At 43.5% G+C, this 13,814-nt stretch carries 15 protein-coding genes; 12 read left to right on the top strand and 3 right to left on the bottom strand.

Annotated features, from left to right (window positions below; translation table 11 throughout):
• Window positions 1-26 precede the first annotated feature (26 nt).
• The gene (locus tag HNR41_RS10595; protein ID WP_184284486.1) at window positions 27-989 is read right to left on the bottom strand and encodes a metal ABC transporter solute-binding protein, Zn/Mn family; all 963 of its coding nucleotides are present in this window, start codon (window positions 987-989) and stop codon (window positions 27-29) included.
• A 241-nt stretch (window positions 990-1,230) separates the two neighbouring features.
• Between HNR41_RS10595 and rpmG the strand changes: the two genes are divergently transcribed.
• Together rpmG and HNR41_RS10585 are read left to right on the top strand one after the other, a co-directional pair.
• Window positions 1,231-1,380 carry a 50S ribosomal protein L33 gene (gene rpmG / locus HNR41_RS10590; RefSeq protein ID WP_035811226.1) on the top strand — a complete coding sequence of 50 codons (150 nt, stop codon included), beginning with the start codon at window positions 1,231-1,233 and terminating at the stop codon, window positions 1,378-1,380.
• A gap of 108 nt (window positions 1,381-1,488) precedes the next feature.
• Window positions 1,489-2,361 carry a bifunctional 5,10-methylenetetrahydrofolate dehydrogenase/5,10-methenyltetrahydrofolate cyclohydrolase gene (locus tag HNR41_RS10585; protein ID WP_184284484.1) on the top strand — a complete coding sequence of 291 codons (873 nt, stop codon included), beginning with the start codon at window positions 1,489-1,491 and terminating at the stop codon, window positions 2,359-2,361.
• Between the two features lie 9 nt (window positions 2,362-2,370).
• On the opposite strand, the gene HNR41_RS10580 is transcribed toward HNR41_RS10585, so the two are convergent.
• On the bottom strand, window positions 2,371-2,757 hold the full coding sequence (locus tag HNR41_RS10580; protein ID WP_184284482.1) for a YolD-like family protein: 387 nt from the start codon (window positions 2,755-2,757) through the stop codon (window positions 2,371-2,373).
• Window positions 2,758-2,874: 117 nt separating this feature from the next.
• Between HNR41_RS10580 and HNR41_RS10575 the strand changes: the two genes are divergently transcribed.
• Together HNR41_RS10575 and HNR41_RS10570 are read left to right on the top strand one after the other, a co-directional pair.
• Entirely contained in the window at window positions 2,875-3,159 is a 285-nt protein-coding gene (locus tag HNR41_RS10575) for an alpha-amylase (protein WP_184284481.1), read from the top strand.
• Window positions 3,160-3,360: 201 nt separating this feature from the next.
• Window positions 3,361-4,335 carry a nuclease-related domain-containing protein gene (locus tag HNR41_RS10570; protein WP_184284479.1) on the top strand — a complete coding sequence of 325 codons (975 nt, stop codon included), beginning with the start codon at window positions 3,361-3,363 and terminating at the stop codon, window positions 4,333-4,335.
• 205 nt (window positions 4,336-4,540) lie between these two features.
• Here the strand turns inward: HNR41_RS10570 and HNR41_RS10565 are convergent, their stop codons facing one another.
• Window positions 4,541-5,467, bottom strand: coding sequence for a manganese-dependent inorganic pyrophosphatase (locus HNR41_RS10565; RefSeq protein ID WP_184284477.1), 927 nt, complete (start codon window positions 5,465-5,467; stop codon window positions 4,541-4,543).
• 185 nt (window positions 5,468-5,652) lie between these two features.
• Here HNR41_RS10565 and HNR41_RS10560 point away from each other — a divergent pair, with 185 nt between their 5' ends.
• The 8 genes from HNR41_RS10560 (at window position 5,653) to pcrA (ending at window position 13,809) form a co-directional block, all read left to right on the top strand.
• Complete coding sequence (locus HNR41_RS10560) at window positions 5,653-7,104, top strand: nicotinate phosphoribosyltransferase (protein WP_184284475.1); 1,452 nt, start codon at window positions 5,653-5,655, stop codon at window positions 7,102-7,104.
• A 6-nt stretch (window positions 7,105-7,110) separates the two neighbouring features.
• The gene (nadE, locus tag HNR41_RS10555) at window positions 7,111-7,929 is read left to right on the top strand and encodes an NAD(+) synthase (RefSeq protein ID WP_184284473.1); all 819 of its coding nucleotides are present in this window, start codon (window positions 7,111-7,113) and stop codon (window positions 7,927-7,929) included.
• Window positions 7,930-7,955: 26 nt separating this feature from the next.
• Window positions 7,956-8,612, top strand: coding sequence for a DUF2179 domain-containing protein (locus tag HNR41_RS10550; protein WP_184284471.1), 657 nt, complete (start codon window positions 7,956-7,958; stop codon window positions 8,610-8,612).
• Window positions 8,575-8,787 (top strand): NETI motif-containing protein, encoded by a 213-nt coding sequence (locus HNR41_RS10545; RefSeq protein WP_184284469.1) that lies wholly within the window; start codon window positions 8,575-8,577, stop codon window positions 8,785-8,787. Before HNR41_RS10550 ends, HNR41_RS10545 begins: the two co-directional genes overlap by 38 nt.
• Entirely contained in the window at window positions 8,784-10,079 is a 1,296-nt protein-coding gene (gene purB / locus HNR41_RS10540; protein WP_184284467.1) for an adenylosuccinate lyase, read from the top strand. The genes HNR41_RS10545 and purB overlap by 4 nt, the downstream gene beginning before the upstream one ends.
• A gap of 1 nt (window position 10,080) precedes the next feature.
• Window positions 10,081-10,758, top strand: coding sequence for a M15 family metallopeptidase (locus HNR41_RS10535; protein ID WP_184284465.1), 678 nt, complete (start codon window positions 10,081-10,083; stop codon window positions 10,756-10,758).
• A 177-nt stretch (window positions 10,759-10,935) separates the two neighbouring features.
• On the top strand, window positions 10,936-11,601 hold the full coding sequence (locus tag HNR41_RS10530) for a geranylgeranylglyceryl/heptaprenylglyceryl phosphate synthase (RefSeq protein WP_184284463.1): 666 nt from the start codon (window positions 10,936-10,938) through the stop codon (window positions 11,599-11,601).
• 18 nt (window positions 11,602-11,619) lie between these two features.
• A complete protein-coding gene (gene pcrA / locus HNR41_RS10525) occupies window positions 11,620-13,809 on the top strand; it encodes a DNA helicase PcrA (RefSeq protein ID WP_184284462.1) in 2,190 nt (729 codons plus the stop codon).
• The last annotated feature ends 5 nt before the right edge of the window (window positions 13,810-13,814 follow it).

The following is a 13,814-nucleotide window of genomic DNA, read 5'->3' as shown; positions in this document are numbered from 1 at the left end:
CCCGGGAATCCTTCCCGGGAGTTTTTCTATTTGCTGTTAAGCGCTTTGTCGAGTGTTTCAATATTTTTATGCATCATCGACTGGTATGTGGCATCTTCAGGATCGTCCTGAGTCAGTGACTCCAGGTTATTAAAATAGAGCGGTTCAGTATCCGTTTCGCCGCGGATTACATCTGTAACAGATGATGAAACGTTTGGCTCATACAGAATATAAGGAATATTTTCTGCTTTGATGTTTTCGATAATCTCAGTCAGTTCCTGCTGTGACGGTTCCTGGTTGTTCAGACCGCTGATGCCGATCTGATGAAAGCCGTACTGGTGGGCAAGGTAGCCGATTGATTCGTGAGAAATGTAAACGTCGGTATTGACCGGATCCGCTGTGACTTTACTCAGCTCAGTGTCGATTTTTTCAATATCAGCTTTCAGTACTTCAAAGTTTTCGTTATACATGTCAGCTGATTCAGGATTGTGCTCGGCAAGTGCATTTTTCACTGACTCTGCCATTTCAGCCGCAAGTTTGGGACTCAGCCAGATATGAGGGTCCAGTGCGCCATGGTCATGATCGTGAGCGTGAGCGTCTTCTTCGTGTTCATGAGCGTCTTCTTCGTGTTCATGCTCATGATTGTGCTGGTTTTCAAGAAATGCTGCCGTGTCGATACCTGCTGCTGTTTCAACAACTTCAGTATCATCGTTTATCGTCTTCGCGATACTTGCTGCGACAGGGTCCAGATCATTGGAAGTAGTCATAAATAAATCGCCGTCTGAATAAGACATCATATCTTTCTGTGTCGGTTCATATGAGTGCATGTCGGCACCCGGCGGATAAATCGATTCTACACTGACCGTATCACCCGCAATCTGCTCGACAAAACTCGTCAGAGGGAATACTGTAGTATATATAGTTAATTCGTCATTGTTATCACTTGTCTGCTCGTTGCTGCAGGCTGCAAGCATTAATATTATAATTAAAACAGGGAATAGTTTTTTCATGGAAAACCTCTCTTTATCGTAATCATTACGATTTAAAATTATATAGGAATATGCCGGAATGTGCAACTGTATATTTTAGAATAAGAAAGACTTGAAATTTTCTCGGTCTGCTAGTAAAATAGATAAGGTGATTTACAAAAGTATATACCAATCATCTATGTGCGTGGATGATCAACTGGCCAGTTGATTCGAGTATATTATCATTTAATATCGATTTAACTTAACGAAGGAGGCGACAGAAATGAGAGTAATCGTTACATTAGCTTGTACTGAATGCGGAGACCGCAACTACAGCACTAAGAAGAACAAAAGAAACAATCCGGAGCGTATCGAAATGATGAAATTCTGCCCTAGATTGAACAAGTACACTCTACACCGCGAAACTAAATAATTTCTTATGGCTATCATCTTCGGGTGATAGCTTTTTTTTATATTTGGTTTAATTATGTTATAATAATTGATGGGTAATTAACCAGAAAAAGTAAGGGGAGTGCTTTTAATGACAGTAATTATGGACGGAAAAAAAGTAGCAGCACACTTATCCGAAGAGATTAAGCAGGCTTTGGAAGTTTCCGAATCACACGGTATTAAACCAAAAGTAGCGTTCGTAAGAATTGGAGATTTATCAGATTCAATTTCATATGAAAATGCTGCGGTAAAACGATTTGAAAAACTGGGCATGGATACTGAACAGTATCACTTCCCGGAAGATGTATCTACAAAAGTATTTTTAACTAAATTCAGAGAAATTAATGAAGATTATTCTATACATGGAATTCTGCTTCTTCAGCCTCTTCCTAAGCATATTCCTATGAAACGTGTTGCGGAAATCATGAACTCATTTAAAGATATCGACGGTATGAAAGCATCGAACCTTGGTAAAGTGCTGACAAACGACCCGGATCGCCTTGAGCCATGTACACCTGCAGCAGTTATGAACATGCTTGATTTCTATGACATCGACTTAAAAGGGAAGAACGTTACAGTAGTCGGTGCAAGTGCAGTAGTCGGTAAACCTTTATCATTATTAATGATGAACAGGGAAGCAACTGTTACGACATGTAACCTGTACACTGAAAACCTTGTTGATAAATGTAAAGACGCAGACGTGATTGTCAGCGCAGCGGGCGCAATTAACCTGATTGACGCAGAGCATGTTAAAGAAGGTGCAATTGTTGTCGACGTCGGCATCAACTTCACTGAAGAAGGCAAGATGGTAGGAGATGTAAACTACGAAGCTGTTAAAGATAAAGCATCGTTCATTACACCGGTCCCGGGCGGGATTGGTGCAATTACAACGACGGTTCTTGCATATCATCTTGTAAAAGCAACAGAGCATCAGAAAGAACCGGTATTATTCTTAGAGAAATAATATCAGCTGTCAGCTTTCCGACAGTATAAAAATATCCAGTATATCTATAAAAGGCACGAAGGTAAAATCTTCGGTGCCGCATATCTGACCAATGAGCAGCATGCTCCATTGGTCTATTTTTATAATATGGAGAGAAACATTGAACCGGCTGCCGTCGTAATAATAAGCAATCCGGACCGGAAACTTTTCCGCCGCTGCATGTTTCAGTATCTGTTCGATTTCACCAAGCTGGTCATCATACAGCTCCGGACGTTTAATTTTTGTCTGATCGCTCATCAGTCTGCCGACATTTTCAAACTGCTCGGGCATTGTGGCAAAAGGTGCCCACTTAATCATGCCGCGTCCTTCAGGCATTTCGGCCTGTGAATTTTTAGAAGGATAGTTTCCGTCGTGCATAACAAATCCCTTCTTTCCTTATCCGTTAATTATCATTATACGAACATATGTTCGATTTTTCAAGCGGCATATTTATGGTAAGTTATAGAGGATATAAAAAGCGAGTGAGGAAATCAGATGAGACAGAAAATAGTATGGGGCATTATTACGGTGATTGTACTCGCTGTACTGCTGCTCCCATTAGTCGATAAAACAAGCGGAACAACGAGGGTTATCGTCGATCATACGAGCGGGGAGATTGTTTATCCTGCCTGCTACGACCAGGCTGATCTGACGAACTGGATAGATGAAATGTCATTCGGCAATGCGCTGAAGGAATACGAATATGAGGTTAGAGACGACTGTTCGAAAGAACACTTGCAGGAAGGCAAAACGAGCGTCCTAAAGCGGATATTTGAATAGATTTATGTGATGAACCGGAGCCGGGGAGGCTTCGGTTTTTTATTTTTTATGAGTTTGGAATAAAATGTTAAAAGTAGTGAGTTTCATTAAAAAGTAAACCAGTTTTGCTATTTTTGTATAAAACATGAATTTTTTAAAAGGAAAACGCACTTTTCGCCTATATATAGAGTAAGGGGATATTTTTTATAAGGAGGAAAATTTATGTATTTAAACGACAGAAAAGTAACGGCTGAACTTTTGCATTACAGAGCATTGGACAGAAGGATGGATTTGAATTTTGAAGATGCACGGAATTTTAAAGTATACAGGAGCGGATTTTCTGGAGAGTGTCTGTACGATAAACTGTTCGACGAAGTCGGGCATGACAACCTTTATATTTTCCGGGACCTTTATCTTGTTTCAGGAAAGAGCGGGGCACAGTACGACAGCATTATTATTTCCGGTGATGCGGTAACAGTCAACGAAATTAAAAACTACAGCGGTGAATATTATTATAAGAACGGGCGGTTCATGAAGAATGGAGAAGTTGTACCCGACAATCCATTTACCCAGGTAGACCGTGCAGTCGGAAAACTGTACCGGATATGCCGGAATGCCAAAGTGACTGCGGAAATATCCGGTAAGGTTGTGTTTCCTAATGATGAATTCAGATTATATTCAGAAGACAATTCAATCTGGAAAAATATCGTTATCCGCATGGATTTAAAAAAATACTTCCGTCAGTTTAAGGATGATTATAATACTGAAAAAGCAGACCGGCTGGTGACATTAATACGCTCGCATATTTCCGGGAATCCGTATTTTAACGGAAGTATGAATGTTGCCGGTGTTCGCCGGGGATTGTACTGCGGAAGCTGCGGAGATTTTAATCTGATAAAAACCCGTTACCACCGCCAGTGCTCTGTCTGCGGCACAAAAGAATCCAACGAGACCCATATGCTGCGTGTGATGAGTGATTATAAATACTTATATTACGGGGAAGGGATGACGAGGAAAAGTTTGGCGGCATTAACTGGTGATGAATTTCATCCGGAAGTACTGCGGAGAGCACTGAATAAATACTGTACTAAAAATAAAAGAGGCAAAAATACAGAGTATGTCTTAAAATACTACGATTTTGAGGAAGCAATGAAGTATATAAATCAAACGTCTAAATATAAAAATTATATTGAATGATTTATTGGGGGAATGGGTGGGGGAGGTGGATGTCGTGGTTTTGGAAACGACGACGTTTAAGGCGTTCTGGATGTCGTGGTTTTGAGAACGACGACGTTTAAAGTGTCCTGGATGTCGTGGTTTTGAGAACGACGACGTTTAAGGCGCCGAACCCACTCCAAAACAAGAAAAAACCCGCCTGACGAGGCGGGTTCCACAATATAAATTATAAATTTGACAATGCTTTTGTAATGTTAGGGACAACTTGCTTCTTACGTGAGACAACACCTTCAAGGATTGCTGTGTTCTGATCCAGTGCAACGTCAAATGCGCGTTCGATTGAAGAGAATTCAGATCCTAAAGCAAGTACTTTAGAGTTTGAGTTCAGAATGTCTGTCACGATTAATGTGAACAAATCATAGCCGTCCTGTTCGATTTCTTCGTTGATTGCAGCTTCGATCTCTTCGCGGCGTGCGAATACTTCGTCTACGTCAACAACGTTAACTTGTGCGATTCGCACGCTTTTCTCGCCGATGTCGAATGTTTTCGCATCGCCTGTAATTAACTGGGCAGCTGTTTTATCAGAAGTTGATGCGCCTGCTTTAAGCATTTCAAGTCCGTATGCTTCCAAGTCAATGCCTGCGATTTCTTTAAGTTCTGCAGCTGCATCGATGTCTTCTTCTGTCGTCGTCGGAGATTTGAATAACAGTGTGTCCGAGATGATTGCTGACAGCATCAGTCCTGCAGATTCTTTAGAGATTGTTAAGTTTTTCTCTTTGTATACTTTGTTCAGAATCGTTGCCGTACAGCCGACTGGTTCAGCGCGGTAGTACAGCGGTCCTTCTGTTTCAAAGTTTGCAATTCTGTGGTGATCGAATACTTTCGTAATTGTCGCGTTTTCAATTCCCGGAGCGGATTGCTGTTTTTCATTGTGGTCTACTAAAATAACTTCGTCGTCAGCGCCCACTTCGTTTAAAAGGTCCGGAGCCTCCACCCCGAAGTACTCAAGTGCGTATGCTGTCTCGCTGCTGATCTCACCTAAGCGGTAAGCTTTCGCATTATTGCCGAGCTGAGCCTCGATATCAGCCACTACAAGTGCTGAAGTAATCGTATCTGTATCAGGATTTTGGTGCCCGAAGATTTTTTGTGTCATTACTGTCTGTCTCCTTTTTCTTTGTACTAATATTATATATGATTACATTTTAACATTACTGCTTTTATCTATCTATATCTTAGTTTTTGAAGTACTCATATAATAGTGCATTCAAATGGTTCATACAATAAGTTTATATGATAAAATTAAAGCAAATAAATTGTTAAGGCACAGGAGATGGATGTATGTATCAGTATCAGGATGACAGCTTCATGCTGCACACGGATTTATATCAGATCAACATGGCAAAAACTTACTACGAACAGGGTATACATGAACGTCAGACAATTTTTGATTTATATTTCAGAAAGATGCCTTTTGATAACGGCTATGCTGTTTTTGCAGGGCTGACGCACATTATCGATTATCTTGAGAAACTTCGTTTCTCGGACAGCGATATTGAGTACTTAAGCACACTGGGTTACAGCGATGACTTTTTAAATTATTTAAAAACAGTTCGTTTTACGGGAACGGTCCGTTCAATGGCTGAAGGGGAAACAGTATTTAATAACGAACCGCTTGTCCAGGTTGAAGCAACACTTGCTGAAGCGCAGCTGATCGAAACGGCACTGTTAAACATCGTGAACTTCCAGACGCTGATTGCTACGAAAGCGAACCGTATCAGACAGCTGGTTCCAAAAGACAGCTTAATGGAATTCGGAACGCGCCGCGCACATGAATTCGATGCTGCATTATGGGGGGCACGCGCTGCAGTAATCGGCGGATTTGACGGTACGAGCAACGTCAGAGCAGCGAAACTGTTCGGCTTAACACCGAGCGGGACGCATGCACACGCAATGGTCCAGGCTTACGGCAATGACTACGACGCATTTACAGCTTACGCAGAAACGCACTCGGACTGTGTATTCTTAGTGGATACATTCGATACGCTGAAGTCGGGTATACCGACGGCAATTAAAGTGGCGAATGAATTCAAAGGCAGGATTAATTTCAAAGGAATCAGAATTGACTCGGGAGATATTGCCTACCTGACGAAACAGGCGCGCAAGATGCTCGATGATGCAGGCTATACAGACGTGCAGATTATCGTCTCGAACGACCTCGATGAAGTGACGATTCTGTCGCTGATGTCACAGGGTGCGAAAGTCGACGGCTGGGGAATCGGTACGAAACTGATTACGGCTTACGACAACCCTGCACTTGGTGCGGTATATAAACTGGCAGCGATTCAGGATGAATCAGGTGTCTGGCAGAACCGCATGAAGCTTTCCGGGAACGTTGAGAAAACGACGACACCGGGTAAGAAAAAAGTTTATCGTATTATTAATAAGGAAACAGGAATGTCAGAGGGAGATTACATTACACTTCATGATGAAGTCATCGATACTGACAAGCCGCTGTTAATGTTCCACCCGGTGCACACGGTGAAACGCAAACTGGTTCAGTCGTTTGAACCGGTTGAACTGCTTCATGATGTGTTCGTTGACGGGAAGCTTGTTTACGAATCTCCGACTGTCGATGAAATGCAGGAAAACTGCCGAAGAAGTCTCGATACAATCTGGGAAGAAACGAAACGTTTCCTGAATCCGCAGGAGTATCCGGTGGACCTGTCGACTGATTTATGGAACATGAAAACCGATTTCATAGAAGAACTTTCAAATAAAACATTGGAGTGATTTTTTATGGATAAACTGCAGCAGCAGATTATAGAAGAGCTGCACGTAAAACCGGAAATCAATCCGGAAGAAGAAACGCGTGAACTTATCGATTTCTTAAAGAATTACGTTAAAAAATATACGTTTATAAAAAGTTTTGTACTTGGGATTTCAGGCGGCCAGGACTCAACGCTGCTCGGCAAAATTGCTCAGCTGACTGTCGATGAACTGAACGGAGAGGGACACGATATTAAGTTTTACGGTGTCCGTCTGCCTTATGGTGAACAGCAGGATGAATCGGATGCACGCGACGCAATGGACTTTATCAGTCCGAGTGTTGAAGCGGCAATAAACATTAAGCCGGCTGTCGACGCAGGCGTTAAGGCGCTTGCCGACAGCGGTTACGAGCTGAGCGATTTCGTCCGCGGCAATGAAAAAGCACGCGAACGCATGAAAGTTCAGTATGCCATCGCTGCCCATACAGGCGGCGTGGTGCTTGGAACCGATCATGCAGCGGAAGCACTGACAGGCTTTTATACGAAGCACGGCGACGGTGCGGCTGACCTTGCACCGCTGACAGGGCTGAACAAACGTCAGGGCCGGGAACTTATGAAATACCTCGGAGCGTCTGCCCACCTGTATGAAAAAATACCGACGGCTGACCTTGAGAGTGATAAACCGCTCTTAAGTGATGAAGAAGCACTTGGTGTGACTTACGAACATATCGATGATTTCCTGGAAGGGAAGTCAGTGCCCGGCGAAGCATATGAAAGAATTAAAACGTTATATTATCAGTCACAGCACAAACGCGATTTACCTTACAATCGTTATAATTTACCAGTTTAATTAAAGAGAGAAGGAAAGATTAAATTATGCTTCAGGCAATTTCAGACAGTCCAATGCTGATGATATTAGTAATATTCGTCATTAATATTATCTATGTTACATTCTTAACGATGCGGACAATAATGACATTAAAAGGATACCGCTTTGTTGCAGCTGCTTTCAGTATTTTAGAAACGTTTGTTTACGTTATCGGACTCGGCCTTGTGCTCGACAACCTGGACCGCCCGCAGAATATCGTCGCTTACGCGCTCGGTTTCGGGGTCGGGATACTCGTTGGAACGAAAATCGAAGAACAGCTGGCACTCGGCTACACTGTAGTGAATGCAACGACAGCGAAAAAAGACATCGACCTGCCGAATGACCTGCGAAACTTAGGTTACGGAGTTACTCACGGCCATCAGTTTGGACGTGACGGGCAGCGTACGGTAATGCAGATTTTAACGCCGAGAAAATATGAGCGCAAATTGATTGAGACGATAAGAGAACTCGATGACAGGGCGTTTATCATTTCATACGAACCGAAAAATATTCACGGCGGTTTCTGGACTAAAGGGCTCAGCAGACGCAAGATGAGCAACTACCAGCCGGAGAATGTAGAAGAAGTGCTTGAGGAAGTATATGAAGCACAGGAACAGGGTGATGTTCATGGCACAGCGAAAACAGCCGAAAAAAAAGAAATTTAAAGTAGAGCCGGGTGAGTCGCTGCCGGATGTACTGGCAGCGATGAAAGCGGAAGGCTATCAGCCGGTAAGAAGATTTGAGCAGCCTGTTTTCAAAGAAGAGAACGGTGAAATCACTGTCTCACATCAGGAAATTATGTTTGAAGGCAAATTAATGAATGAGGATGAGCTAAAATGATCAGCAGATATTCAAGAGAAGAAATGACGAAGATTTGGACCGAGGAAAACAGATTTGATGCGTGGCTGGAAGTTGAAATTCTGGCTTCTGAAGCATGGGCGGAGCTCGGTATAATTCCGAAAGACGAAGTTAAAAACATTCGTCCGAATGCACGCATTGATGTGGACCGGATTAAGGAAATTGAAGCGGAAACACGTCACGACGTTGTGGCATTTACCCGCCAGATATCTGAAACATTAGGCGAAGAGAAGAAATGGGTTCACTACGGTCTGACTTCTACAGACGTTGTAGATACAGCACAGAGCTACATACTGAAACAGGCAAACGAAATTATCGAACAGGATCTTAATAACTTTATCGAAATTTTAGCTGATAAAGCACGCGAACATAAACACACACTGATGATGGGACGCACGCACGGTGTTCATGCCGAGCCGACATCATTCGGTATTAAAATGGCGTTATGGCATCAGGAAATGACGCGTAACCTTAAGCGTTTTAAAGATGTGCGTGAAGAAATTGAAGTTGGGAAAATGAGCGGAGCAGTCGGCACATTTGCCAACATCCCGCCTGAAGTTGAGGAATACGTTTGTAAACACCTTGGGTTGACGCCTGCACCTGTATCGACACAGACACTGCAGCGCGACCGTCATGCACATTACGTTGCGGTGCTTGCACTGATTGCGACATCTGTTGAGAAGTTTGCTGTTGAAGTAAGACATCTGCAGAAAACAGAAACGCGCGAAGTGGAAGAAGCATTCGCAAAAGGCCAGAAAGGTTCAAGTGCAATGCCGCATAAACGTAACCCGATCGGCAGTGAGAACGTAACGGGAATCGCACGTGTGATTCGCGGTTACGTATCAACAGCATATGAAAACGTACCGCTGTGGCATGAACGTGATATTTCACATTCAGCTGCAGAAAGAATTATGCTTCCGGACGTAACGATTGCACTGAACTACATGCTCAACCGTTTCGGCAGAATCATGAAGAATCTGACTGTATTCCCGGAAAACATGAAGGCGAATATCGATAAGACTTTCGGTCTTGTATACTCACAGCAGGTAATGCTGACACTTATCGACAAAGGACTGTCACGGGAAGAAGCATATGACCTGGTTCAGCCAAAAGCGATGGAATCATGGGAAACGAAAGTACCATTACGCGAACTGGCAAGTAAAGACACGCGCATTCAGGAAGTGCTGACGACTGAAGAACTCGATGAGTGCTTTAACGAAGCTCACCACCTGAGCCGTGTGGATACTATATTTAAACGTGCAGGGCTGGAGTAATATGAAGGTATCAGGATTTATAGCCGCGGTGTTTGCCGCGGCTGTTCTTGCAGCATGCAGCAGTGAAGCACCGGAAGAAATTGAAGCAACCGGCTTTACAAAAAGTTATGAACCGCTGACATTCAGCGAGCTGGATGTACCGGTAAATATTGAAGTCATTGATGGTATTACATATGCAGACGGTGTGTTAATCGTGAATAAGGAAATACCGCTGCCTGCGGATTATAATCCTGAAATGCAGCCTGAAGTTATCGACGCATATACGCAGCTGTTTGAAGATGCAAAAGAGCAGGGACTGTACTTTGAACTGGTAAGCGGCTTCAGAAGCTATGATTATCAGGCAGGACTTTATAACAACTACGTAGCGAGAGACGGCAAAGAAGCTGCTGACAGATACAGTGCGGAGCCGGGGCATTCGGAACACCAGACAGGACTTGCGATTGACGTTGGATCATACGACAGTGCAGTGCTGCTGCAGACATCGTTTGAATACACGCCTGAATTCCAGTGGCTGAAAGACATCGCTCATGAGTACGGATTTATTATCCGCTACATGAAGGGCAAAGAAGATATTACAGGTTATATGTATGAACCGTGGCATTTAAGATATGTCGGGGATAAAGCGCCGGCTATATATGAAAGCGGCCTGACGCTTGAAGAATACTTTGAACTGGATTAAACAGAATATTAACCCGTGCGCCGGCTTTCCTTAAGGGAAGCCGGCGTACGGGTTTCTTTATATTCTGCTGAAGTATATTATCTTCCGGGTCTTATACTTTCATCTCCCTCCTTTAATGTTTTTTGGTATATAAAAATGATATAATCATCTTATGAATTTTATAAAGGATATGGTCTCATGACGCGACACGCAAAGCATATATTTAAACTTGATCCGGCTAAGGATATCGATGACAGCTCGCTCGGGCAGATTGTAAAGTCCGGCACGGATTTAATACTGGTCAGCGGAACTGATAATGTTACGGAAGAGAACGTTTCGAAATTGCTCAGACGCATCAGAAAATTTGATGTCTCTGCGGCCCTTGAAATCTCGCATCCGGATGCAGCCGTACCGGGCTTTAATCATTATTTTATTCCGACGGTAATTAACACGGATAATGTGACTTTTTCACATGGCATGCTCGTAGAGGCATTGATGGAATATCATGACTTTATCGATTACGACAGTGTTTCCCTGCTGCCTTACATTATAATGAATCAGGATTGCAAAGCGTTTAAACATGCGCAATGTCATGCTGTGGAAGACGAAGAATTTATCGCGATGATTCACATGCTCGATAAATTATATAAAATGGACTACATATATATTGAATACAGCGGTATGTTCGGCGACCGCGGGCTGGTTGCAGAGGCTTACGAAGCGGCTGAGCATGCGAGTATCGTTTACGGTGGCGGCATCGTCTCAGAAGACACTGCACGCCGGATGGACAGCGTCAGCGACATAATGGTCGTCGGCAATATTATTTACGATGATGTTGAACAGGCATTGGAAACTATCATTTAACAAACTGGAGTTTTTATAATGGATTTATCTACGATGAATAAAGAACAATTAGAAGCAATTAAAGCAACGGAAGGCCCGCTGTTAATTATGGCGGGGGCGGGAAGCGGCAAGACACGTGTGCTGACGCACCGTGTTGCTTATCTGCTCGATGAAAAACAGGTGCCTTCCTACAATATACTGGCAATTACGTTTACGAACAAGGCGGCTAAGGAAATGCGCGAACGTGTCGATAAACTGATTTCGGAAGATGCAGCGAAAATGTGGATTTCAACTTTCCACGCAATGTGTGTGCGTATTTTAAGAAGAGATATCAGCTATCTCGGCTATGACACGAGCTTTTCTATTTTGGATCCGCTCGACCAGCAGTCGGTTGTCAGAGATATTTTAAAAACACGCAACCTGGATACGAAACAGCATAATCCGAGAAGTATTCTCGCAGTAATTTCGAATTATAAAAACCAGCTTATTAAACCTGAACAGGCAGTCGCGGAAGCAGCCGGTTTCCAGGATGAGCTGTACAGTGAAATATATAAAGACTATCAGGAGATTCTTTACCGCAACAGCTCGCTCGACTTTGATGATTTAATCATGCTGACAATCGAGCTGTTTAACAGAAAACCGGATGTACTGAATTATTATCAGACACGGTTCCAGTATGTTCACGTGGATGAGTATCAGGATACGAACCACGCGCAGTATCAGCTTGTCCAGATGCTCGCTGCGAAGTACCGCAACATCTGTGTTGTCGGCGACTCGGATCAGTCGATTTATAAATTCCGCGGTGCGGACATTCAGAATATCTTAAACTTTGAAGAGGATTATCCGGAAGCGAGAGTTATCAAGCTTGAGGAAAACTACCGTTCGACGAAAACGATACTGGATGCAGCGAACGCAGTTATCGATAACAATACAGAACGTAAACCGAAGAACCTGCGCAGCAATAAAGGCGACGGTGTGAAGATTGATGTAAATGTATCGTTCAGTGAACGGGAAGAAGGCCAGCGCGTCGTGCAGAAAGTGCAGGAGCTGTCTGATAAGTATTCATACGGTGACATGGCTGTACTGTACCGTGCAAACGCACAGTCACGTGCAGTTGAGGATGCGTTTGTTAAATCGAGCATTCCGTATAAAATGGTCGGCGGAACGAAGTTCTACAGCAGAATGGAAATTAAAGATCTGATGAGTTACTTAAAAGTTATTCAAAACCCGTTCGATGATATCAGTTTCCAGCGTATTATCAATGTGCCGAAACGGGGTATCGGTGCGAAGACAATTGACAAGCTGCGTGCACATGCCGAGCAGCTGAACTCAAGCATTTACGATGCAATCCGCGATGCGGACTTCCTGGGCATTCCGGCTAAAACAGTCGGTAAACTAATGTCGCTGCTCCAGGTGCTCGATAACTTAAAAGAGAAGTCGAAATATCTGACGATGACAGAACTTGTCGATGAGGTGCTTGCGGACACAGGTTATCACGACATGCTGAGTTCCGATAAAACACTGGAAGCGAGAAGCCGTCTTGAAAACCTTGAAGAATTTAAAACAGTAACGAGAGAATTCGATAACGATAATCCCATTGCAGACGATAATTTATTTAATTTCCTAAGTGATATGGCATTAGTGTCAGACCAGGACGGAATGGATGATAACTCAGGAGTAACGATGATGACGATGCACGCATCGAAAGGTCTTGAGTTTCCGGTGATTTTTGTTGTCGGTCTTGAAGAAGGTATCTTCCCGTCACGCCGTGTGCAGTTTGATGATCAGGAACTGGAAGAAGAAAGACGTCTGATGTACGTGGCATTAACGCGCGCAATGGACCACCTGATTTTATCCCGTGCGGAGTCGCGTATGCTTTACGGTAAAACTGAAACGAACATGCAGAGCCGTTTCTTAAGTGAGATACCCGAAGAACTGCTTGAATCTGCAGGAACAATGGCAGCCGGATTCTCAGGCGGCAGCGGTGTAACGACGGGCACAGGTTCATCGTTTGCGCGCGGACCGAAGAAACGCTCGCGTATTATTAATACAAATAAAACAGGAACTGCTTTTAACGTCGGCGATAAAGTTTCCCATAAAGCATTCGGGGAAGGTATCATTTCACAGGTTAAAGGGGAAGGCGACAATACGGAACTGGATATTGTCTTTAAAACTGCAGGACCGAAAAGGCTCCTTGCAAACTATGCGCCGCTTGAAAAAAAGGACTGAATATA

This window comes from Jeotgalicoccus coquinae (assembly GCF_014207425.1).
GTDB lineage: Bacteria > Bacillota > Bacilli > Staphylococcales > Salinicoccaceae > Jeotgalicoccus > Jeotgalicoccus coquinae.
This window is presented reverse-complemented; position numbering and strand designations above follow the sequence as displayed.